This is a genomic window from Pseudomonas sp. S12(2018) (assembly GCF_024355235.1).
In the GTDB taxonomy this organism is placed as follows: Bacteria; Pseudomonadota; Gammaproteobacteria; order Pseudomonadales; family Pseudomonadaceae; genus Aquipseudomonas; species Aquipseudomonas palmensis.
The window spans coordinates 256,517-277,685 of the sequence record NZ_QLAD01000008.1 but is presented as its reverse complement, the minus strand read 5'-3'; the positions used below and the strand labels follow the sequence as shown (position 1 = coordinate 277,685).

The 21,169-nt window shown below is 58.4% G+C and carries 33 protein-coding genes; 32 read left to right on the top strand and 1 reads right to left on the bottom strand.

The annotated features are described in order from the left end of the window. Nucleotides 1-174: 174 nt before the first annotated feature. From rpsJ to bfr, 30 genes are all read left to right on the top strand, one after another. A complete protein-coding gene (gene rpsJ, locus DN388_RS20310) occupies nucleotides 175-486 on the top strand; it encodes a 30S ribosomal protein S10 (RefSeq protein WP_003186070.1) in 312 nt (103 codons plus the stop codon). Nucleotides 487-567: 81 nt separating this feature from the next. After that, on the top strand, nucleotides 568-1,203 hold the full coding sequence (gene rplC / locus DN388_RS20305; RefSeq protein ID WP_043861931.1) for a 50S ribosomal protein L3: 636 nt from the start codon (nucleotides 568-570) through the stop codon (nucleotides 1,201-1,203). Between the two features lie 12 nt (nucleotides 1,204-1,215). Continuing rightward, complete coding sequence (gene rplD, locus DN388_RS20300; protein ID WP_010220305.1) at nucleotides 1,216-1,818, top strand: 50S ribosomal protein L4; 603 nt, start codon at nucleotides 1,216-1,218, stop codon at nucleotides 1,816-1,818. Continuing rightward, nucleotides 1,815-2,114 (top strand): 50S ribosomal protein L23, encoded by a 300-nt coding sequence (gene rplW, locus DN388_RS20295; RefSeq protein WP_009397515.1) that lies wholly within the window; start codon nucleotides 1,815-1,817, stop codon nucleotides 2,112-2,114. Before rplD ends, rplW begins: the two co-directional genes overlap by 4 nt. A 14-nt stretch (nucleotides 2,115-2,128) precedes the next feature. Next, the gene (gene rplB, locus DN388_RS20290) at nucleotides 2,129-2,953 is read left to right on the top strand and encodes a 50S ribosomal protein L2 (RefSeq protein WP_078481646.1); all 825 of its coding nucleotides are present in this window, start codon (nucleotides 2,129-2,131) and stop codon (nucleotides 2,951-2,953) included. A gap of 16 nt (nucleotides 2,954-2,969) precedes the next feature. Then, nucleotides 2,970-3,245, top strand: coding sequence for a 30S ribosomal protein S19 (gene rpsS / locus DN388_RS20285; protein ID WP_002555486.1), 276 nt, complete (start codon nucleotides 2,970-2,972; stop codon nucleotides 3,243-3,245). An 11-nt stretch (nucleotides 3,246-3,256) separates the two neighbouring features. Then, nucleotides 3,257-3,589 carry a 50S ribosomal protein L22 gene (gene rplV, locus DN388_RS20280; protein WP_003103908.1) on the top strand — a complete coding sequence of 111 codons (333 nt, stop codon included), beginning with the start codon at nucleotides 3,257-3,259 and terminating at the stop codon, nucleotides 3,587-3,589. Nucleotides 3,590-3,602: 13 nt separating this feature from the next. Next, entirely contained in the window at nucleotides 3,603-4,289 is a 687-nt protein-coding gene (gene rpsC / locus DN388_RS20275; protein WP_010220308.1) for a 30S ribosomal protein S3, read from the top strand. Nucleotides 4,290-4,301: 12 nt separating this feature from the next. Beyond that, complete coding sequence (gene rplP / locus DN388_RS20270) at nucleotides 4,302-4,715, top strand: 50S ribosomal protein L16 (RefSeq protein ID WP_003255479.1); 414 nt, start codon at nucleotides 4,302-4,304, stop codon at nucleotides 4,713-4,715. Further along, entirely contained in the window at nucleotides 4,715-4,906 is a 192-nt protein-coding gene (gene rpmC / locus DN388_RS20265; RefSeq protein WP_002555481.1) for a 50S ribosomal protein L29, read from the top strand. The genes rplP and rpmC overlap by 1 nt, the downstream gene beginning before the upstream one ends. Before the next feature lie 2 nt (nucleotides 4,907-4,908). Beyond that, the gene (gene rpsQ, locus DN388_RS20260; RefSeq protein WP_008374160.1) at nucleotides 4,909-5,175 is read left to right on the top strand and encodes a 30S ribosomal protein S17; all 267 of its coding nucleotides are present in this window, start codon (nucleotides 4,909-4,911) and stop codon (nucleotides 5,173-5,175) included. A 23-nt stretch (nucleotides 5,176-5,198) separates the two neighbouring features. Continuing rightward, nucleotides 5,199-5,567 (top strand): 50S ribosomal protein L14, encoded by a 369-nt coding sequence (gene rplN, locus DN388_RS20255; RefSeq protein ID WP_002555479.1) that lies wholly within the window; start codon nucleotides 5,199-5,201, stop codon nucleotides 5,565-5,567. 11 nt (nucleotides 5,568-5,578) lie between these two features. After that, nucleotides 5,579-5,893, top strand: coding sequence for a 50S ribosomal protein L24 (gene rplX, locus DN388_RS20250; protein ID WP_008374158.1), 315 nt, complete (start codon nucleotides 5,579-5,581; stop codon nucleotides 5,891-5,893). Between the two features lie 20 nt (nucleotides 5,894-5,913). Continuing rightward, entirely contained in the window at nucleotides 5,914-6,453 is a 540-nt protein-coding gene (gene rplE / locus DN388_RS20245; RefSeq protein WP_043861930.1) for a 50S ribosomal protein L5, read from the top strand. A gap of 13 nt (nucleotides 6,454-6,466) precedes the next feature. Further along, nucleotides 6,467-6,772, top strand: coding sequence for a 30S ribosomal protein S14 (gene rpsN / locus DN388_RS20240; protein WP_043861929.1), 306 nt, complete (start codon nucleotides 6,467-6,469; stop codon nucleotides 6,770-6,772). A 208-nt stretch (nucleotides 6,773-6,980) separates the two neighbouring features. Then, nucleotides 6,981-7,373, top strand: coding sequence for a 30S ribosomal protein S8 (gene rpsH, locus DN388_RS20235; protein WP_010220313.1), 393 nt, complete (start codon nucleotides 6,981-6,983; stop codon nucleotides 7,371-7,373). A 12-nt stretch (nucleotides 7,374-7,385) separates the two neighbouring features. Continuing rightward, nucleotides 7,386-7,919: a 50S ribosomal protein L6 gene (gene rplF / locus DN388_RS20230; RefSeq protein WP_043861928.1), complete on the top strand. Its 534-nt coding sequence runs from the start codon at nucleotides 7,386-7,388 to the stop codon at nucleotides 7,917-7,919. Between the two features lie 10 nt (nucleotides 7,920-7,929). Continuing rightward, complete coding sequence (gene rplR / locus DN388_RS20225; protein WP_043861927.1) at nucleotides 7,930-8,280, top strand: 50S ribosomal protein L18; 351 nt, start codon at nucleotides 7,930-7,932, stop codon at nucleotides 8,278-8,280. 3 nt (nucleotides 8,281-8,283) lie between these two features. Next, nucleotides 8,284-8,784, top strand: a complete 501-nt coding sequence (rpsE, locus tag DN388_RS20220) for a 30S ribosomal protein S5 (protein ID WP_043861926.1) — start codon at nucleotides 8,284-8,286, stop codon at nucleotides 8,782-8,784. A gap of 2 nt (nucleotides 8,785-8,786) precedes the next feature. Next, complete coding sequence (gene rpmD, locus DN388_RS20215; RefSeq protein WP_010220317.1) at nucleotides 8,787-8,963, top strand: 50S ribosomal protein L30; 177 nt, start codon at nucleotides 8,787-8,789, stop codon at nucleotides 8,961-8,963. Between the two features lie 3 nt (nucleotides 8,964-8,966). Further along, on the top strand, nucleotides 8,967-9,401 hold the full coding sequence (gene rplO / locus DN388_RS20210; protein WP_010220318.1) for a 50S ribosomal protein L15: 435 nt from the start codon (nucleotides 8,967-8,969) through the stop codon (nucleotides 9,399-9,401). Further along, nucleotides 9,402-10,733, top strand: a complete 1,332-nt coding sequence (gene secY / locus DN388_RS20205; protein WP_043861925.1) for a preprotein translocase subunit SecY — start codon at nucleotides 9,402-9,404, stop codon at nucleotides 10,731-10,733. It begins immediately after the preceding gene. 28 nt (nucleotides 10,734-10,761) lie between these two features. Continuing rightward, nucleotides 10,762-10,878, top strand: coding sequence for a 50S ribosomal protein L36 (gene rpmJ / locus DN388_RS20200; RefSeq protein ID WP_002555468.1), 117 nt, complete (start codon nucleotides 10,762-10,764; stop codon nucleotides 10,876-10,878). 131 nt (nucleotides 10,879-11,009) lie between these two features. Beyond that, nucleotides 11,010-11,366 carry a 30S ribosomal protein S13 gene (gene rpsM / locus DN388_RS20195; protein WP_043861924.1) on the top strand — a complete coding sequence of 119 codons (357 nt, stop codon included), beginning with the start codon at nucleotides 11,010-11,012 and terminating at the stop codon, nucleotides 11,364-11,366. Between the two features lie 30 nt (nucleotides 11,367-11,396). Next, on the top strand, nucleotides 11,397-11,786 hold the full coding sequence (gene rpsK / locus DN388_RS20190) for a 30S ribosomal protein S11 (protein ID WP_002555466.1): 390 nt from the start codon (nucleotides 11,397-11,399) through the stop codon (nucleotides 11,784-11,786). Nucleotides 11,787-11,801: 15 nt separating this feature from the next. Beyond that, nucleotides 11,802-12,422: a 30S ribosomal protein S4 gene (gene rpsD, locus DN388_RS20185; RefSeq protein WP_043861923.1), complete on the top strand. Its 621-nt coding sequence runs from the start codon at nucleotides 11,802-11,804 to the stop codon at nucleotides 12,420-12,422. Between the two features lie 22 nt (nucleotides 12,423-12,444). After that, nucleotides 12,445-13,446 (top strand): DNA-directed RNA polymerase subunit alpha, encoded by a 1,002-nt coding sequence (gene rpoA, locus DN388_RS20180; RefSeq protein ID WP_003186012.1) that lies wholly within the window; start codon nucleotides 12,445-12,447, stop codon nucleotides 13,444-13,446. Between the two features lie 43 nt (nucleotides 13,447-13,489). Continuing rightward, the gene (gene rplQ / locus DN388_RS20175; RefSeq protein WP_002555463.1) at nucleotides 13,490-13,876 is read left to right on the top strand and encodes a 50S ribosomal protein L17; all 387 of its coding nucleotides are present in this window, start codon (nucleotides 13,490-13,492) and stop codon (nucleotides 13,874-13,876) included. Between the two features lie 175 nt (nucleotides 13,877-14,051). Next, nucleotides 14,052-15,500, top strand: a complete 1,449-nt coding sequence (locus DN388_RS20170) for a catalase (protein WP_078481647.1) — start codon at nucleotides 14,052-14,054, stop codon at nucleotides 15,498-15,500. 155 nt (nucleotides 15,501-15,655) lie between these two features. Next, the gene (bfr, locus tag DN388_RS20165; RefSeq protein ID WP_043861921.1) at nucleotides 15,656-16,120 is read left to right on the top strand and encodes a bacterioferritin; all 465 of its coding nucleotides are present in this window, start codon (nucleotides 15,656-15,658) and stop codon (nucleotides 16,118-16,120) included. Nucleotides 16,121-16,218: 98 nt separating this feature from the next. On the opposite strand, the gene uvrA is transcribed toward bfr, so the two are convergent. Further along, nucleotides 16,219-19,053 carry an excinuclease ABC subunit UvrA gene (gene uvrA, locus DN388_RS20160; RefSeq protein ID WP_255001920.1) on the bottom strand — a complete coding sequence of 945 codons (2,835 nt, stop codon included), beginning with the start codon at nucleotides 19,051-19,053 and terminating at the stop codon, nucleotides 16,219-16,221. A 129-nt stretch (nucleotides 19,054-19,182) separates the two neighbouring features. Between uvrA and DN388_RS20155 the strand changes: the two genes are divergently transcribed. Next, nucleotides 19,183-20,577: an MFS transporter gene (locus DN388_RS20155; RefSeq protein ID WP_054916437.1), complete on the top strand. Its 1,395-nt coding sequence runs from the start codon at nucleotides 19,183-19,185 to the stop codon at nucleotides 20,575-20,577. A gap of 9 nt (nucleotides 20,578-20,586) precedes the next feature. After that, nucleotides 20,587-21,102 (top strand): single-stranded DNA-binding protein, encoded by a 516-nt coding sequence (locus DN388_RS20150; RefSeq protein ID WP_043861918.1) that lies wholly within the window; start codon nucleotides 20,587-20,589, stop codon nucleotides 21,100-21,102. Nucleotides 21,103-21,169 lie beyond the last annotated feature (67 nt).

The window sequence follows — 21,169 nt, the reverse complement described above, 5'->3', positions numbered from 1 at the left end:
CGCCGGCGTCGTAGCCAAAATCATCGAGTAATCGTTGATCGTTTAGAAAGGCCCCCGCTTTTGCGGGGGCTTTTTTATTGGGTTGACACTCAGTGGGGGTGTCTATAGAATCACGCCTCCTTTTAACGGGCGTAGTGCGCCCGGTGGGAATAGCAGCCTGGAGTCTGAAATCCAATGCAAAATCAGCAAATCCGTATCAGGTTGAAGGCTTTTGACCATCGCCTGATCGACCAATCCACCCAGGAAATCGTGGAAACCGCGAAACGTACTGGTGCTCAAGTGCGTGGTCCAATTCCACTGCCTACCCGTAAAGAGCGGTTCACCGTTCTGGTCTCCCCGCACGTCAACAAAGACGCGCGTGACCAGTACGAGATCCGTACTCATAAGCGCGTACTGGACATCGTCCAGCCAACGGATAAAACCGTTGATGCTCTTATGAAGCTCGATCTTGCGGCAGGCGTGGAAGTGCAGATCAGCCTCGGCTAAGACTCGGGTCTTAGTCGTGTAACGCTCTGAAATGGGCGGCCATAGCGGGTGAAAGCCCCGTACACTCATGAGGTTTACAACATGACTATTGGTGTAGTCGGTCGTAAATGCGGTATGACCCGTATTTTCACCGAAGAAGGTGTCTCCATTCCGGTCACGGTCATTGAGATCGAGCCGAATCGCGTCACCCAGTTCAAAACCGAAGAAACTGATGGCTATCGCGCAGTGCAAGTCACTGTTGGCGAGCGTCGCGCTTCGCGTGTGACTGCTGCTCAAGCAGGTCACTTCGCTAAAGCGAACGTTGCCGCTGGTCGCGGTGTCTGGGAATTCCGTCTTGAAGAAGGCGAGTACCAGGCTGGCGACTTGATCAATGCAGAAATCTTCGCTGCTGGCCAAATGGTAGACGTTACCGGTCAGTCGAAAGGTAAAGGCTTTGCCGGTACCATCAAGCGTTGGAATTTCCGCGGTCAAGACAATACCCACGGTAACTCCGTTTCCCACCGCGTCCCGGGCTCTATCGGCCAGTGCCAGACTCCTGGTCGTGTATTCAAGGGCAAAAAAATGTCCGGTCACATGGGCGCCGAGCGCGTGACCGTTCAGTCCCTCGAAGTAGTGCGCGTCGACGCTGAACGCAATCTGTTGCTGGTCAAGGGTGCCGTTCCTGGCGCTACTGGCGGCAATCTGGTTGTGCGTCCGGCTGCCAAGGCTCGCGGTTAAGGGGAAGCTGACATGCAACTAAATGTAAATGACGCTCAAGCGATCGAAGTTTCCGAACTGACTTTCGGCGGCGAATTCAACGAGACGCTGGTACACCAAGCAGTCGTGGCCTACATGGCCGGCGGCCGTCAGGGCACCAAGCAGCAGAAAACCCGTTCCGACGTTGCTGGTGGCGGCAAGCGCCCATGGCGTCAGAAAGGCACTGGCCGCGCTCGTGCCGGTACTATCCGTAGCCCAATCTGGCGTGGCGGCGGTACCACTTTCGCAGCTCGTCCTCAAGACCACTCGCAGAAGCTCAACAAGAAGATGTACCGCGCAGCAATGCGTTCCATCCTCGCCGAGCTGGTGCGTACCGACCGTCTGGTCGTGGTTCAGGACTTCGCTGTTGAAGCACCGAAAACCAAAGACCTGCTGAACAAACTGAACGGCATGGGTCTGAGCGACGTACTGATCGTTTCTGATGCTGTTGATCAGAATCTGTACCTGGCTGCTCGCAACCTGCCGCACGTCGACGTACGTGACGTACAGGGTTCCGATCCGGTCAGTCTGATCGCATACGACAAGGTGTTGATCACCGTGTCGGCCGTGAAGAAATTCGAGGAGCTGCTGGGATGAACCAGGAACGCGTATTTAAAGTTCTACTTGGCCCGCACGTTTCCGAGAAGGCCACGGTTCTGGCTGACAAGAAAGGCCAGTTCGTTTTCAAGGTTGCTACCGACGCAACCAAGCTGGAAATCAAGAAGGCCGTCGAAAGCCTGTTCAGCGTGAAAGTGGAAAGCGTGACTACCCTGAACGTTCTGGGTAAGACCAAGCGTACCGCTCGCGGTCTGGGCAAGCGTAATGACTGGAAGAAGGCGATCATCTCCCTTCAACCCGGCCAAGATCTCGATTTCAGCAGCAGTGCTGAGTAAGGAAGGGGTGCATCATGGCAATCGTTAAATGCAAACCGACTTCCCCTGGCCGCCGTTTCGTGGTCAAGGTGGTCAACAAGGAGCTGCATAAAGGCGCTCCTCACGCACCGCTGCTCGAGAAGAAATCGAAGTCTGGTGGTCGTAACAACAATGGCCGCATCACTACGCGTCACGTAGGTGGTGGTCATAAGCAGCATTACCGTATGGTCGACTTCCGTCGCAACGACAAGGACGGCATCGTCGCCACTGTCGAGCGTATCGAATACGACCCGAACCGTACTGCTCACATCGCACTGCTCTGCTACGCAGACGGCGAGCGCCGCTACATCATCGCCCCTAAAGGCGTGAGTGCTGGCGACCAGCTGATCGCAGGTGCTCTGGCTCCAATCAAGCCAGGCAACTCCCTGCAACTGCGCAACATTCCAGTGGGTAGCACCATTCACGGCATCGAACTGAAGCCGGGCAAAGGTGCACAGATCGCTCGTTCCGCTGGTGCTTCGGCTCAGCTGATCGCTCGCGAAGGTGTCTATGTGACCCTGCGTCTGCGCTCTGGTGAAATGCGTAAAGTCCTGGCTGAGTGCCGTGCGACCCTGGGCGAAGTCTCGAACTCCGAGCACAGCCTGCGTTCGCTGGGTAAAGCTGGTGCCAAACGCTGGCGTGGCGTTCGCCCAACCGTTCGTGGTGTTGCCATGAACCCGGTTGACCACCCACATGGTGGTGGTGAAGGTCGTACCTCCGGTGGTCGTCATCCGGTATCGCCATGGGGCTTCCCGACTAAGGGCGCGAAGACTCGTGGTAATAAGCGTACCGACAAAATGATCGTCCGTCGTCGCAAGTAAATAGAGGGATACGACAGTGCCACGTTCTCTGAAAAAAGGTCCTTTTATCGATCTTCACCTACTGAAGAAGATCGAAGTGGCGGCGGAAAAGAACGATCGCAAACCAGTTAAGACCTGGTCGCGCCGTTCGATGATCCTGCCACAAATGGTCGGTCTGACCATCGCGGTACACAACGGTCGCCAACACGTCCCAGTTCTCGTGAACGAAGACATGGTCGGCCATAAACTGGGCGAGTTCGCCGGTACCCGCACCTACCGCGGGCACGTGGCTGACAAGAAAGCCAAGCGTTAAGGGGTAAGGAAATGGAAGTAGCCGCTAAGTTGTCGGGCGCTCGCATCTCCGCCCAGAAAGCCCGCTTGGTCGCCGACCAGATCCGCGGGAAGAAGGTGGGCGAAGCGCTCAACCTGTTGGCCTTCAGCAGCAAAAAAGCCGCTGAAATCATGAAGAAAGTCCTCGAGTCGGCCGTAGCCAACGCCGAGCATAACGAAGGCGCAGACGTTGATGACCTGAAGGTCTCCACCGTTTTCGTCAACGAAGGGCGTTCGCTGAAGCGCATCATGCCGCGTGCCAAAGGCCGCGCTGATCGCATCGTCAAGCGGTCTTGCCATATCACTGTCAAGGTTGCGGACAAGTAACGGAGTCGATCAGATGGGTCAGAAAGTACATCCCACTGGCATTCGCCTGGGAATCGTCAAGGAGCACACCTCCGTCTGGTACGCAGACGGTCGGACTTATGCGGACTATTTGCTCGCAGATCTGAATGTGCGTGAGTACCTCCAAGACAAACTAAAAAGCGCGTCCGTTAGCCGTATCGATATCCATCGTCCGGCTCAAACTGCACGCATCACCATCCACACCGCTCGTCCAGGTATCGTTATCGGGAAGAAAGGTGAAGATGTTGAGAAACTGCGTCAGGACCTGACCAAGCAAATGGGTGTGCCTGTGCACATCAATATCGAAGAGATCCGCAAGCCGGAACTCGACGGTATGCTGGTAGCTCAGAGCGTAGCTCAGCAGCTGGAGCGTCGTGTGATGTTCCGTCGCGCCATGAAGCGCGCCGTACAGAACGCCATGCGTATTGGTGCCAAGGGCATCAAGATCCAGGTGAGCGGTCGTCTCGGCGGTGCTGAAATCGCACGTACTGAATGGTATCGCGAAGGTCGTGTGCCACTGCACACCCTGCGTGCCGACATCGACTATGCCACTTACGAAGCTCACACCACTTACGGTGTGATCGGTGTGAAGGTTTGGATTTTCAAAGGCGAAGTTATTGGTGGTCGCCAAGAAGAACTGAAACCACAAGCACCAGCGCCTCGTAAAAAAGCTGCTAAGTAAGGGGTACGCCAAATGTTGCAACCAAAGCGTACAAAATTCCGCAAGCAGATGACTGGCCACAACCGTGGTCTGGCACTGCGCGGTAGCAAAGTCAGCTTCGGCGAGTTTGCTCTGAAAGCTGTTGCTCGCGGTCGTCTCACCGCTCGCCAGATCGAATCGGCACGTCGTGCCCTGACCCGTCACGTAAAACGTGGCGGCAAGATCTGGATCCGTGTATTCCCGGACAAGCCGATCTCCAAGAAGCCTCTCGAAGTGCGGATGGGTAAAGGTAAGGGTTCCGTGGAGTACTGGGTTGCCCAGATCCAGCCAGGCAAGGTCCTGTACGAGATCGAGGGTGTTTCTGAAGAGCTGGCGCGTGAGGCATTCGCCTTGGCGGCTGCAAAGCTGCCTCTCGCCACCTCCTTTGTTAAGCGGACGGTGATGTGATGAAAGCGAATGAACTTCGTGAAAAATCAGCACAGCAGCTGAACGAGCAACTGCTCGGCTTGCTGCGCGACCAGTTCAATCTGCGTATGCAGAAGGCAACTGGCCAGTTGGGGCAGTCGCACCTGCTCTCGCAAGTTAAGCGTGACATCGCTCGCGTGAAAACTGTGCTCAACCAGCAGGCAGGTAAGTGATCATGGCTGAAGCTGAAAAAACCGTCCGTACGCTGACTGGCCGTGTCGTCAGCGACAAGATGGACAAAACCATCACCGTACTGATCGAGCGTCGCGTAAAGCACCCGATCTACGGTAAATACGTTAAGCGTTCGACTAAGCTGCACGCGCACGACGAAACCAACCAGTGCCACATCGGCGACAAGGTCTCCATCCGCGAGACTCGTCCGCTGGCCAAGACCAAGTCCTGGGCACTGGTTGAAGTTCTCGAACGCGCTGTTGAAGTCTAAGGGCTAGGGGTCGGAGAAATTTTATGATTCAGACTCAATCCATGCTCGATGTGGCCGATAACAGCGGCGCTCGTCGCGTCATGTGCATCAAGGTGCTCGGCGGTTCGCACCGTCGCTACGCCGGTATCGGTGACATCATCAAGGTAACCGTCAAGGAAGCAATTCCTCGCGGTAAAGTGAAGAAAGGCCAGGTGATGACTGCTGTTGTAGTCCGCACTCGCCACGGTGTCCGTCGTGCTGACGGCTCCATAATCCGCTTTGATGGCAATGCTGCTGTTCTGCTGAACAACAAGCAAGAGCCGATCGGCACCCGTATCTTTGGGCCAGTGACCCGTGAACTTCGTACTGAGAAGTTCATGAAGATCGTCTCGCTCGCCCCAGAAGTGCTGTAAGGAGATCCGACATGCAAAAGATTCGTCGTGACGACGAGATCATCGTGATCGCCGGCAAAGACAAAGGTAAGCGCGGTAAGGTGCTCAAGGTTCTCGCTGACGACCGTCTGGTCGTTGGTGGGATCAACCTGGTGAAGCGTCATACCAAGCCTAACCCTATGTCGGGCGTACAAGGCGGTATCGTCGAGAAAGAAGCGCCACTGCACGCTTCCAACGTCGCCATCTTCAACGGCGAAACCAACAAGGCTGACCGCGTTGGTTTCAAAGTAGAAGAAGGCAAAAAAATTCGTGTCTTCAAGTCGACCCAAAAAGCGGTTGATGCTTGAACACTGCTAGGTAGAAGACCATGGCACGACTGAAAGAGATTTACCGGAAGGAAATTGCTCCCAAGCTTAAGGAAGAACTTAAGCTGGCGAACGTGATGGAAGTTCCGCGCGTTACCAAGATCACCCTGAACATGGGTCTGGGCGAAGCTGTCGGCGACAAGAAAGTCATCGAGCACGCTGTAGCTGACCTCGAGAAGATCACCGGTCAAAAAGCCGTTGTGACTTTCGCTCGGAAATCCATCGCGGGCTTCAAAGTCCGTGAGGGCTGGCCGATCGGCGTCAAAGTCACTCTGCGCCGTGATCGTATGTACGAATTCCTGGACCGCCTGCTGGCGATCTCCCTGCCTCGGGTTCGCGACTTCCGCGGCCTGAATGCCAAGTCCTTCGACGGTCGTGGCAACTACAGCATGGGCGTGAAAGAGCAGATCATCTTCCCGGAAATCGACTACGACAAGATCGATGCTCTGCGCGGTCTGGACATTACCCTGACCACCACTGCTCGTACGGATGACGAAGGTCGCGCTCTGCTGCGCGCTTTCAAATTCCCGTTCCGCAACTGATTGGAGTAGGAAAATGGCCAAGAAGAGCATGAAAAACCGCGAGCTGAAGCGTCAGCTCACGGTTGCTAAATACGCCAAGAAGCGTGCTGAGCTCAAAGCTACCATCGTTAATCTGAATGCAACTCCAGAAGAACGTTGGGCAGCCTCGATCGCTCTGCAGAAGCAGCCACGTGACGCAAGCGCCTCGCGCATGCGTAACCGCTGCCGCATCACCGGTCGTCCGCACGGCGTTTACCGCAAGTTCGGCCTCGGCCGTAACAAGCTGCGTGAAGCAGCAATGCGCGGTGACGTTCCAGGTCTGGTCAAAGCCAGCTGGTAAGACGTACCGGCAGGGCCCTGGCGGCGGGGGAGTGATCTTCCGACCGCCGGTGATCTTGCAACGAAACAAGCCCCTTATGGGGCTTGTTTCGTTTCTGGGATGTGTCTAGAATGACCGGCTCACCTGAGCCCGGGTTTTTTGCCCGTTGCGATCAGGTGACTGTAGTAGCCGAAAGGCTAATTTTTCTTGTATCAGGAGCGTCTAGCCCATGAGTATGCAGGACCCGTTAGCGGACATGCTAACTCGAATCCGTAATGCCCAGATGGCTGAAAAGTCCGTCGTAAGCATGCCGTCCTCGACCCTGAAGGTGGCTGTAGCCAAAGTTCTGAAAGACGAAGGTTACATCGCGGGTTATCAGGTCAGCAGTGAAGTCAAACCTTCGCTGTCCATCGAGCTGAAATACTTCGAAGGCCGTCCGGTCATCGAGGAAGTCAAGCGCGTAAGTCGTCCAGGCCTGCGTCAGTACAAGTCCGTCGAAGAACTGCCGAAAGTACGTGGCGGTCTGGGCGTGTCTATCGTCTCCACCAACAAAGGTGTGATGACTGATCGTGCTGCGCGCGCTGCCGGTGTCGGCGGCGAAGTACTCTGCACAGTGTTCTAAGGGGGGATAAGCATGTCTCGCGTCGCTAAGAACCCCGTTAAGCTGCCAGCCGGTGTCGAAGTCAAATTCGTCGGCCAACAGCTTTCGGTGAAGGGTGCCAAGGGCACTCTCGAACTGAACGTTCACTCGTCCGTTGAAGTTGTTGAAGAAGCTGGTGAGCTGCGTTTCGCTGCTCGCAACGGCGACCAACAAACTCGCGCAATGGCCGGCACTACCCGTGCACTCGTGAACAACATGGTCCAGGGCGTAAGCCAAGGCTTCGAGCGCAAGCTCCAGCTGGTCGGTGTTGGTTACAAGGCGCAAGCCAAGGGCACCGTGCTGAACCTGGCGCTCGGCTTCTCGCACCCAGTGGATTATGAACTGCCTGAGGGCATCACCGCTGAGACCCCTAGCCAGACCGACATCCTGATCAAGGGTATCGACAAGCAGCTGGTAGGTCAGGTGGCCGCTGAAATCCGCGACTTCCGTCCACCAGAGCCGTACAAAGGCAAGGGTGTGCGTTACGCGGACGAAGTCGTCCGTCGTAAAGAAGCCAAGAAGAAGTAGGGCATAGCAAATGACCGACAAAAAAGTTACTCGACTGCGTCGCGCTCGCAAAGCACGCCTGAAAATGCACGAACTCGAAGTCGTGCGTCTCTGCGTGTTCCGCTCCTCGCAGCACATCTATGCCCAGGTCATTTCGGCCGACGGCAGCAAAGTCCTGGCCAGCGCCTCGACTTTGGACAAAGACCTGCGTGATGGCGCCACTGGCAACATCGACGCGGCCACTAAGGTTGGCAAGCTGGTAGCTGAGCGCGCGAAAGCCGCCGGTGTATCTCAAGTTGCCTTTGACCGTTCTGGCTTCAAGTACCACGGCCGCGTTAAAGCGCTGGCAGATGGTGCTCGTGAAGGCGGACTGGAGTTCTAAGTTATGTCAAATAACGATCAAAAGCGCGACGAAGGCTACATTGAGAAGCTGGTTCAAGTTAACCGCGTAGCCAAAACCGTAAAAGGCGGCCGTATCTTCACTTTCACCGCGTTGACCGTGGTAGGTGATGGCAAGGGTCGCGTTGGTTTCGGCCGTGGCAAATCGCGCGAAGTACCTGCTGCGATCCAGAAAGCCATGGAAGCTGCCCGTCGCAACATGATTCAGGTAGACCTGAACGGCACCACTCTGCAGTACGCCACCAAGTCCGCCCATGGCGCTTCGAAGGTGTACATGCAGCCTGCTTCCGACGGTACCGGTATCATCGCCGGTGGCGCGATGCGTGCTGTCCTGGAAGTTGCTGGCGTTCAGAACGTCCTGGCCAAGTGCTACGGCTCGACCAACCCAGTGAACGTGGTTCATGCCACTTTCAAGGGTCTGAAGGCTATGCAATCTCCTGAATCCATTGCTGCCAAGCGCGGCAAGAGCGTCGAGGAGATCCGCTGATCATGGCTACCGTCAAAGTAACGCTGATCAAAAGCACCGCCGGCCGTCTCCCTAACCACAAACTGTGTGTTAAGGGTCTGGGTCTGCGCCGCATCGGTCACACTGTAGAAGTCCTGGATACTCCCGAGAATCGCGGGATGATCAACAAGGCTTACTACATGCTGCGCGTCGAGGGTTAATCGATGAAACTCAATGATCTGAGTCCAGCGCCGGGTTCCCGTCGCGAGAAGCATCGTCCGGGTCGTGGTATCGGTAGTGGTTTGGGCAAGACCGGTGGCCGCGGCCACAAAGGTCAGACCTCCCGCTCCGGTGGCACCATCGCTCCAGGCTTTGAAGGCGGTCAACAGCCGCTGCACCGTCGTCTGCCGAAATTCGGCTTCGTTTCCCTGAAAGCCATGGACCGCGCAGAAGTGCGTCTGTCCGAGTTGGCCAAAGTGGAAGGCGACGTTGTCACCGTGCAATCCTTGAAGGATGCCAACGTGATTAACCAAAACGTACAGCGTGTGAAAATCATGCTGTCCGGCGAAGTTACTCGCGCGGTCACCATCAAGGGTATCGCAGCCACCAAAGGTGCGCGTGCGGCTATCGAAGCAGCTGGCGGCAAGTTCGAGGAATAAATGGCTAAGCAAGGTGCTCTCTCTTCGCTCGGTAAAGGCGGGATGTCTGAACTTTGGGCTCGTCTGCGTTTTCTGTTTCTGGCGATCATCGTCTATCGGATAGGCGCACACATCCCAGTTCCAGGCATCAACCCGGACCGGCTGGCGGAACTGTTTCGACAGAATGAGGGGACCATTCTTAGCTTGTTCAACATGTTTTCCGGCGGCGCGCTGGAACGGATGAGCATCTTTGCACTGGGGATCATGCCGTACATTTCGGCATCGATCATCATGCAGCTGATGACCGCCGTCAGCCCGCAGCTGGAGCAGTTGAAGAAGGAAGGTGAAGCTGGCCGTCGCAAGATCAGCCAGTACACCCGCTACGGCACCGTTATCCTGGCGCTGGTCCAGGCTGTTGGCATGTCCATCGGCCTGGCCGGTCAGGGTGTAGCGTTTTCTGCTGACTTTGGCTTCCATTTCGTCGCTGTCTCCACGTTTGTGGCGGGTGCGATGTTCATGATGTGGCTGGGTGAGCAAATCACGGAGCGCGGTGTAGGCAACGGTATCTCGATGTTGATTTTCGCAGGTATCGTCGCCGGTCTTCCGAGAGCAATCGGGCAGTCTTTCGAGTCTGCACGTACGGGCGATATCAACATTTTCGCTCTGGTCGCTATCGGTTTGCTGGCAGTAGCGATTATCGGTTTTGTGGTGTTCATTGAGCGTGGTCAGCGTCGAATCGCCGTTCACTACGCCAAGCGTCAGCAGGGCCGCAAGGTCTTCGCTGCGCAGACTAGCCACTTGCCGCTGAAGGTGAACATGGCCGGGGTCATCCCAGCCATTTTCGCAAGCAGCATTTTGCTGTTCCCGGCTTCGCTGGGTGCCTGGTTTGGTCAGTCTGAAGGTATGGGCTGGCTGCAGGACATCTCGCAGTCGATCGCTCCTGGTCAGCCGTTGAATATTCTGCTGTTTAGTGCAGGGATTATTTTCTTCTGCTTCTTCTATACGGCGTTGATGTTCAATCCGAAAGACGTAGCGGAAAACCTGAAGAAGTCCGGTGCCTTTATTCCGGGCATCCGTCCAGGCGAGCAGTCGGCGCGCTACATTGATGGCGTTCTGACCCGCTTGACCATGTTCGGTGCTCTTTATATGACGGCCGTGTGTCTGTTGCCCCAGTTCCTGGTGGTAGCGGCAAACGTTCCGTTCTACCTTGGCGGGACCTCGTTGCTGATTGTGGTAGTGGTTGTGATGGACTTCATGTCCCAAGTACAATCGCACCTCGTTTCGCACCAGTACGAATCCCTGATGAAGAAAGCCAACCTGAAAGGCTACGGTGGCAGCGGAATGCTGCGCTGAGAGACCCTTAAGGTTCGAGGAGTTGGTGATGAAAGTTCGTGCATCGGTGAAAAAGCTGTGCCGTAACTGCAAAATTATTCGCCGCGAAGGTGTTGTGCGAGTGATTTGCAGCGCGGAACCACGTCACAAGCAGCGCCAAGGCTGAGTGTGATCTGTGCTTCAAACCCAGCAGCTAGTGCGCTGCTGGGTTGATTATTTGTTTCTACAGCGATATTATCTCGCGCCCTATTTCTTGGCTTCCGGGGCGTAGGTAGCTGTCAATTGGAGTCCCACTGAATGGCCCGTATTGCAGGCGTTAACATTCCAGATAACAAGCACACTGTTATCTCGCTGACCTACATCTATGGTGTCGGTCGCACAACTGCACAGAAAATCTGTGCAGACACTGGGGTCAACCCAGCCGTGAAGATCAAAGATCTGAGCGACGAGCAGATTGAACAGCTGCGTAGCGAAGTTGCGAAGTTCACCACTGAAGGTGACCTGCGTCGCGACATCAACATGAAAATCAAGCGGTTGATGGACCTGGGTTGCTACCGCGGCCTGCGTCATCGTCGGGGTCTGCCAGTACGCGGTCAGCGTACCAAGACCAACGCGCGTACCCGTAAAGGTCCGCGTAAGCCGATCCGCAAGTAATCGCACCAGCGAATCGACAGGAATATAGACATGGCAAAACCTGCTGCTCGTCCTCGTAAAAAAGTTAAAAAGACAGTGGTTGATGGCATCGCCCACATCCATGCGTCCTTTAACAACACCATCGTGACCATTACCGATCGTCAAGGTAACGCCCTGTCCTGGGCTACCTCCGGCGGTTCGGGTTTCCGCGGTTCCCGCAAGTCCACCCCGTTCGCTGCTCAAGTAGCTGCTGAGCGTGCTGGTCAAGCTGCGCTGGAATATGGTCTGAAGAACCTCGACGTCAACGTCAAGGGTCCAGGTCCAGGTCGTGAGTCCGCTGTTCGTGCTCTGAACGGCTGTGGCTACAAGATCGCCAGCATCACCGACGTGACGCCAATCCCGCATAACGGGTGCCGTCCGCCGAAGAAGCGCCGCGTGTAATCAGGAGACAGATAAATGGCACGTTACATTGGTCCAAAATGCAAACTGTCTCGTCGTGAAGGCACCGATCTGTTCCTGAAGAGCGGCGTTCGCGCTCTGGAATCGAAGTGCAACATCGAAGCAGCCCCAGGTATTCACGGTCAGCGCCGCGGTCGTCAGTCCGACTACGGCACCCAGCTGCGTGAAAAGCAAAAAGTCCGTCGTATCTACGGCGTGCTCGAGCGTCAGTTCAGCGGTTACTACAAGCAAGCGGCCTCCTCGAAGGGCGCTACTGGTGAGAACCTGCTGCAACTGCTCGAATGCCGTCTGGATAACGTCGTTTATCGTATGGGCTTTGGCGCTACTCGTGCCGAATCCCGTCAGCTGGTTTCGCACAAAGCGATCAGCGTTAACGGCAAGACTGTAAACGTTCCGTCCTACCAAGTTCGTCCGGGTGACGTGGTCGCGGTTCGCGAGAAGTCGCTGAACCAGCTGCGCATTGTTCAAGCCCTTGAACTGTGCGCCCAGCGTGGCCGCGTTGAGTGGGTAGATGTAGACACCGCGAAGAAGTCGGGCGTTTTCAAGAACGTTCCTGCTCGCAGTGATCTGTCTGCCGACATCAACGAAAGCCTGATTGTCGAGCTCTACTCCAAGTAAGGGCTAGAAAATAGGTGCATCCATGCAGATTTCGGTAAATGAGTTCCTGACGCCCCGCCACATCGATGTGCAGGTCGTCAGTCCAACCCGCGCTAAAATCACTCTCGAGCCTCTCGAGCGTGGTTTTGGCCATACCCTGGGCAACGCGCTGCGCCGCATCCTGTTGTCCTCCATGCCTGGCTGTGCAGTAGTCGAGGCCGAGATCGACGGTGTACTCCACGAGTACTCCGCCATCGAAGGTGTTCAGGAAGACGTCATTGAAATCCTGTTGAACCTGAAAGGCCTGGCTATCAAACTGCACGGTCGTGACGAAGTTACGCTGACCTTGTCGAAGAAGGGTTCGGGGGTGGTTACCGCTGCCGATATTCAGCTGGATCATGATGTCGAGATCGTTAACCCCGATCACGTAATCGCTAACCTGGCGTCCAATGGCGCCTTGAACATGAAGCTCACCGTAGCTCGTGGTCGTGGTTATGAACCGGCCGATTCGCGTCAGAGCGATGAAGACGAAAGCCGCAGCATTGGTCGCTTGCAGCTCGACTCTTCGTTCAGCCCGGTTCGCCGTATCGCATACGTGGTGGAAAACGCCCGTGTCGAGCAGCGTACTAACCTGGACAAGCTGGTTATTGATCTGGAAACCAACGGTACTCTGGATCCTGAAGAGGCAATCCGTCGTGCTGCAACCATCCTGCAACAGCAGTTGGCTGCATTCGTCGACCTCAAGGGTGACAGCGAACCAGTGGTAGTCGAACAGGAAGACGAGATCGATCCGATCCTGCTTCGTCCGGTTGACGATCTGGAATTGACCGTGCGTTCGGCCAACTGCCTTAAGGCGGAGAACATTTACTACATCGGCGACCTGATTCAGCGTACCGAAGTAGAACTGTTGAAGACTCCGAACCTGGGCAAGAAATCCTTGACCGAAATCAAGGACGTTCTGGCCTCCCGTGGTCTGTCCCTCGGCATGCGCCTCGACAACTGGCCGCCTGCAAGTCTTAAGAAGGACGACAAGGCGACTGCCTGATCGTCGTAATCACCGAACGTAGTGTTTGGTAAGGAATGAACCCATGCGTCATCGTAAAAGTGGACGTCACCTGAGCCGTACCAGCTCTCACCGTAAGGCCATGTTCCAGAACATGGCGGTGTCGCTGTTCGAGCACGAGCTGATCAAAACTACTCTGCCAAAAGCCAAGGAACTGCGCCGCGTTGCCGAGCCGCTGATCACCCTGGCCAAGGAAGACAGCGTTGCTAACCGTCGTCTGGCTTTCGACCGTACCCGTTCGAAAGAAATCGTCGGTAAGCTGTTCAACGATCTGGGCAAGCGCTATGCCACCCGTCAGGGCGGCTACCTGCGTATCCTCAAGTGCGGTTTCCGCGCTGGCGATAACGCACCTATGGCGTACGTCGAGCTGGTTGATCGTCCTGTTGGTGGCTCGGTTGAAGCTGCTGAGTAAGGCGAACAGTCTGTAACAAGGAACCGGGCCCAGTGCCCGGTTTTTTGTTTCTGCATGAATTGAAATAACCTATTGATCTCAGTCATGTAATGAATTTGATGGTGTCATGTTCCTGGTCGATACTTCTGCCTACGCCGATTAGCCGGCCGCAAAAGTCTGATTAAGGAGAGAGTGCATGAGCCAGAACAAAACGCTGACCACCGCCAGTGGCGCGCCGGTCGCCGACAACCAGAACTCGCGTTCGGCAGGCCCGCGGGGTCCGTTGTTGCTGGAAGACTTCCACCTGATTGAAAAGCTTGCGCACTTCAACCGCGAGAACATCCCTGAGCGCCGTGTGCACGCCAAGGGGTCGGGTGCCTATGGCACGTTCACCGTCAGCCGTGATATCACCCAGTACACCTGCGCCAAGCTGTTCAGCAGCGTCGGCAAGCAGACCGAGACCTTCCTGCGTTTCTCCACCGTGGGTGGCGAGCGGGGTTCGGCCGATACCGAGCGTGACCCTCGGGGTTTTGCACTCAAGTTCTACACCGAGGAAGGCAACTGGGACATCGTGGGCAACAACACGCCGGTGTTCTTCATCCGTGATCCATTGAAGTTCCCGGACTTCATCCACACCCAGAAGCGCCTGCCTCAAAGCAACCTGAAAAGCCCGCAGATGATGTGGGACTTCTGGTCGCATTCGCCCGAATCGCTTCACCAGGTCACCATCCTGTTTTCCGACCGCGGCATCCCGGACGGTTACCGTCACATGCACGGTTTCGGCAGCCACACCTACAGCCTGATCAACGCACAGGGCCAGCGTACCTGGGTCAAGTGGCACTTCAAGACCAAGCAGGGCATCAAGAACCTGGCGCCTGCCGAGGCGGCCCGCCTGGCCGGTACCGACCCGGATTACGCCCAGCGCGACCTGTTCGAAGCAATCGAGCGCGGTGACTTCCCGAAATGGAGCGTGTGCATCCAGGTAATGAGCGAAGCCGAGGCCGCCAGCCGTGCCGAGAACCCGTTCGACGTGACCAAGACCTGGTCGCAGAAGGACTATCCGCTGATCGAGGTGGGCGAACTGGAGCTCAACCGCAACCCGCTCAACTACTTTGCCGAAGTCGAGCAGGCCGCGTTCGGCCCCAGCAACATGATCCCGGGTGTGGGGCTGTCGCCAGACCGCATGCTGCAGGGCCGCGTATTCGCCTACGCAGACGCTCACCGTTACCGTGTGGGTACCAACCACCAGCAACTGCCGGTAAACGCCCCACGCAGCCCGGTGAACAGCTACCAGCGCGATGGTTCGATGGCCTTTGGCAGCAACGGCGGCGCGGCGCCCAACTACGAGCCCAACAGCTACGCCGACGCACCCAAGCAGGCCCCGCAGTACGCTGAGCCTGCACTGGCCCTCGGTGGTGCAGCAGACCGTTACGATCATCGTGAAGACACCGACTACTACAGCCATGCCGGTGCGCTGTTCCGCCTGATGAACGATGAGCAGAAGGCCCTGCTGATCGCCAACATCGCCGGCACCATGGCCAGCGTCTCGCGCGATGTCGTGGATCGTCAGCTGCAGCACTTCTTCAAGGCCGATCCGGCCTACGGAGGGGGAATCGCAAAGGCATTGGGTCTCAATCTGGCCTAAGTCGAAGTGATAAGAAGAACCGCCCTCATCTGGGCGGTTTTTCAATGCAATTGACTACTGTTTACCCACTTTTTTAGCGGTTTTAGCGCAATTTGCAGTGACCTTACAGTCATCCTGGTTCAAACTATGGCTTTCACACAGGGAGAGTCAGGGCAATGCAAGGTCACCCGGACGTAATCGATTATCTCAACACGTTGCTGACGGGCGAACTGGCGGCACGTGACCAATACTTCATCCACTCGCGCATGTACGAAGACTGGGGCTTCAGCAAGCTCTACGAGCGAATCAACCACGAGATGGAAGAAGAGGCACAACACGCCGACGCCCTGATGCGCCGCATTCTCATGCTCGAAGGCACCCCGCGCATGCGCCCGGACGACCTGGACATCGGCACCACCGTGCCCGAGATGATCGCTGCCGACCTGCGCCTTGAGTACAAGGTGCGCGCTGCGCTGTGCAAAGGCATCGAGCTGTGCGAGCTGCACAAGGACTACGTCAGCCGTGACATCCTGCGCGTGCAGTTGGCCGACACCGAAGAAGATCACACTTACTGGCTGGAGAAGCAGCAGGGTCTGATCAAGTCGCTGGGCCTGGAGAACTACCTGCAATCGCAGATGTAATCCGCCGCGCAACGAAAAAGGCCATCGGGGCGTACCCGATGGCCTTTTTTGTGTCCGCATGCCGCTGTGCAGGAGCCGGCAAGGCCGGCTCCTGCAGTTCAGGCCCGGTCGCGCGCCAGCAGCGGCTTGAGGTAATACCCCGTGTGCGACTGCTTCATCTCGGCCAGCTCCTCCGGCGTGCCGCAGGCGATGATCTGTCCGCCCTTGGAGCCGCCTTCCGGCCCAAGGTCCACCAGCCAGTCGGCGGTCTTGATCACGTCCAGGTTGTGCTCGATCACCACCACGGTGTTGCCGTGGTCACGCAGGCGATGCAGCACGTCCAGCAGTTGCTGGATATCGGCAAAGTGCAGGCCAGTGGTCGGCTCATCGAGGATGTACAGCGTCTTGCCGGTATCGCGCTTGGACAGCTCGCGTGACAGCTTGACCCGCTGCGCCTCACCACCGGACAGCGTGGTCGCCGACTGGCCCAGCTTGATGTACGACAGGCCCACGTCCATCAGCGTCTGCAGTTTGCGCGCCAGTGCCGGCACCGCATCGAAGAACTCGCGGGCTTCCTCGATGGTCATTTCCAGCACCTCGTGGATGTTCTTGCCCTTGTACTTTATCTCCAGCGTTTCGCGGTTGTAGCGCTTGCTCTTGCACACGTCGCACGGCACGTAGATGTCGGGCAGGAAGTGCATCTCGACCTTGATCAGGCCATCGCCCTGGCACGCCTCGCAGCGCCCGCCCTTGACGTTGAACGAGAAACGCCCCGGCCCGTAGCCGCGCGAGCGCGACTCCGGCACGCCGCTGAACAGCTCGCGGATCGGCGTGAACAGCCCGGTGTAGGTCGCCGGGTTGGAGCGCGGTGTACGCCCGATCGGGCTCTGGTCGATGTCCACCACCTTGTCCAGGTGCTGCAGGCCATCGCAGCTGTCGTGGGCCGCAGCTTCCAGCGTGCTGGCACCGTTGAGCGCGGTTGCCGCCAGCGGGAACAGGGTGTTGTTGATCAGCGTCGACTTGCCCGAACCGGACACGCCGGTCACGCAGGTCAGCAGGCCGATCGGGATCTCCAGGTCGACGTTCTGCAGGTTGTTGCCGCGTGCGCCCTTGAGCTTGAGCGACAGCTTCTTGTTGCGCGGGGTGCGCTTGGCCGGCACGGCGATCTTCACGCGGCCCGACAGGTACTTGCCGGTCAGCGAGTCCGGGTGCGCCATCACCTCGGCCGGGGTGCCCTCGGCCACGATCTGGCCGCCATGCACGCCCGCGCCCGGGCCGATATCCACCACGTAGTCGGCCATGCGGATGGCGTCCTCGTCGTGCTCCACCACGATCACCGTGTTGCCGATGTCGCGCAGGTGGTTGAGGGTGCCCAGCAGGCGATCGTTGTCGCGCTGGTGCAGGCCGATGGATGGCTCGTCGAGAATGTACATCACCCCCACCAGGCCGGCGCCGATCTGGCTGGCCAGGCGGATACGCTGGGCCTCGCCGCCCGACAGGGTATCGGCGCTGCGATCCAGCGTCAGGTAGTCCAGGCCCACGTTCACCAGAAACTGCAGGCGTTCGCAGATTTCCTTGAGGATCTTGTCGGCGATCTCGCCACGGCGCCCGGTCAGCTTGAGGCCGCCGAAGTAGTCGCTGGCATCGCCGATCGGCAGGTTGGTAACCGCCGGCAGGGTCTTCTCGCCCACCCACACATGGCGCGCCTCGCGGCGCAGGCGGGTGCCGCGGCAGTCGGGGCAGGGCTGGGTGCTGAGGAACTTGGCCAGCTCATCACGCACGGTGGCCGATTCGGTCTCGCGGTAGCGCCGCTCCAGGTTCGGCACGATGCCCTCGAAGGGGTGCGAACGCTTAACGATATCGCCCCGGTCGTTGAGGTACTTGAAGTCGACGTTGTGCTTGCCACTGCCGTTCAGGATCACCTTCTGCTGGTCGGCCGGCAGCTCGTTGAACGGCACCTCCAGGCTGAACCCGTAATGCGCGGCCAGCGAGCCGAGCATCTGGAAGTAATACACATTGCGCCGGTCCCAGCCGCGAATCGCGCCCTCGGCCAGGGTCAGCTCGCCGTTGACCAGGCGCTTGATGTCGAAGAACTGCTTCACGCCCAGGCCGTCGCAGGTCGGGCAGGCGCCGGCCGGGTTGTTGAAGGAGAACAGCTTGGGCTCCAGCTCGCTGATCGCGTGGCCGCAGATCGGGCAGGCGAAGCGCGCCGAGAAGATCATCTCTTCACCCGGCTCGTCGTCCATCGGCGCCACCAGGGCGATGCCATCGGCCAGCTTAAGGGCTGTTTCGAACGATTCGGCCAGGCGCTGCTGCAGGTCGTCGCGCACCTTGAAGCGGTCGACCACCACATCGATGCTGTGCTTCTTCTGCTTGTCGAGCTTGGGCAACTCGTCCAACTCGTACAGCTTGCCGTTGACCCGTGCGCGCACGAAGCCCTGGGCACGCAGCTCTTCGAACACCGCCAGGTGCTCGCCCTTGCGCTCGCGAATCACCGGAGCCAGCAGCATCAGCTTGCTGCCCTCGGGCTGCGCCAGCACCAGGTCGACCATCTGGCTGACAGTCTGGGCTTCGAGCGGGATGTCGTGGTCGGGGCAGCGAGGGGTGCCCACACGGGCATACAGCAGGCGCAGGTAATCGTAGATCTCGGTGATGGTGCCCACGGTCGAGCGCGGGTTGTGCGAGGTCGACTTCTGCTCGATCGAGATGGCCGGTGACAGCCCCTCGATGGTGTCGACGTCTGGCTTTTCCATCATCGACAGGAACTGGCGGGCATACGCCGACAGCGATTCCACGTAGCGGCGCTGGCCTTCGGCATACAGGGTGTCGAACGCCAGCGATGACTTGCCGGACCCGGACAGACCGGTGATGACGATCAGTTTGTCCCGGGGCAGGGTCAGGTCGATGTTCTTAAGGTTGTGGGTACGTGCCCCACGTATCAGGATCTTGTCCACTGCGGCCTCGCTTGGCGGGCATAAACGGAGGAGTATACGGCGCGCTGCCACCACGCGGCAAAGCGTCGCGTATATGCCGTTAACCGATCCGACTGGTAGAATCGCCGCCGGTTCACACGAGGTTTATCCATGCACGATCCCCACAGCGAACGCATGAGCGGCAGCGAGACCCGCGCCGCAGGCGGCCTGGCCCTGGTGTTCGCCTTCCGTATGCTGGGCATGTTCATGGTGCTGCCGGTACTGGCCACCTATGGCATGGACCTGGCGGGCGCCACGCCGGCGCTCATCGGCCTGGCCATCGGTGCCTATGGCCTGACCCAGGCCGTATTGCAGATTCCGTTCGGGGTCATTTCCGACCGCATCGGCCGTCGGCCGGTGATCTACCTGGGGCTGGTGATCTTTGCCCTGGGCAGCGTGCTGGCAGCGCAGGCCGACTCGATCTGGGGCGTGATCGCCGGGCGCATCCTGCAGGGTGCGGGCGCCATCTCCGCGGCAGTCATGGCGTTGCTCTCGGACCTCACCCGCGAACAGCACCGCACCAAGGCCATGGCCATGATCGGCATGAGCATCGGCCTGTCGTTCGCCGTGGCGATGGTCGTGGGGCCACTGGTAACGCGGGCCTTCGGCCTGTCGGGGTTGTTCCTGGCCACCGCGGCGATGGCGGTGGTGGGCATCGGCCTGATCGCCTTCGTGGTGCCGGCCTCCAACGGCCCGCTGGCGCACCGCGAGTCGGGCGTGGCCAAGCAGGCCCTGGGGCCGACCCTGCGTCACCCCGACCTGCTGCGCCTGGACGTCGGCATCTTCGTGCTGCACGCCATCCTCATGGCCAGCTTCGTCGCCTTGCCGCTGGCGTTCGTGGAGCGTGGCGGGTTGCCGAAAGAGGAGCACTGGTGGGTCTACCTCACCGCCTTGCTGGTTTCATTCTTCGCAATGATTCCGTTCATCATCTACGGTGAAAAAAAGCGCAAGATGAAACGTGTCCTGCTGGGCGCGGTCAGTGTGCTCATGCTCACAGAGCTGTTTTTCTGGGAGCTGGGCAACAGCCTGCAGTCACTGGTGATCGGCACGGTGATCTTCTTCACCGCCTTCAACCTGCTCGAAGCCTCGTTGCCTTCGCTGATCAGCAAGGTGTCGCCGGCCGGTGGCAAGGGCACGGCGATGGGGGTGTATTCCACCAGCCAGTTCCTGGGGGCGGCGCTGGGCGGGATCATGGGTGGCTGGTTGTTCCAGCATGGCGGCTTGAGCGTGGTTTTCCTGGGGTGCGCAGGCCTCTGTGCCCTTTGGTTGGCCATAGCTGTTACTATGCGCGAACCACCTTACGTGACGAGCCTGCGCTTGCCGTTGTCGCCAGAAGCGATGCGCGAAGCGGGCTTGACCGAGCGCCTCAAGGCCGTGCCGGGTGTGACCGACGCAGTGGTGGTGGCAGAGGAAGCCGCCATCTATATCAAACTGGATACACAAATTTTGGATCGTACGGCCCTGGAGCTGCTGGTAAACCCGGCGCCCGCGGCGTGCCAAGCCTAGGAGAACGTTATGGCCCGTGGGGTTAACAAAGTCATTTTGGTCGGCACTTGCGGCCAGGACCCTGAAGTTCGCCACCTGCCCAACGGCAACGCGGTGACCAACCTCAGCCTGGCCACCAGCGAGCAGTGGACCGACAAGCAGACCGGCCAGAAGGTCGAGCGTACCGAGTGGCACCGTGTGTCGATGTTCGGCAAGGTTGCCGAGATTGCCGGCGAGTACCTGCGCAAGGGTTCGCAGGTGTACATCGAGGGCAAGCTGCAGACCCGCGAGTGGGAAAAGGACGGCATCAAGCGTTACACCACTGAGATCATCGTCGACATGCAGGGCACCATGCAGCTGCTGGGTGGTCGTCCGCAGAACCAGGACGGTTCGCAGCAGGGTGGCAACAACTACAACCAGGCCCCGCGTCAGCAGGCGCCTCAGCAGCGTCCGCAGCAGGCCCCTCAGCAGCGCCCTGCGCCGCAACAGCCTGCGCCGCAGCCGGCTGCCGACTTCGACAGCTTCGATGACGACATCCCGTTCTGAGCCCTGGCCAACGCCGCGCTTCAAGACAAACGCCCGATGCGCTGCATCGGGCGTTTTGCGTTCTGGG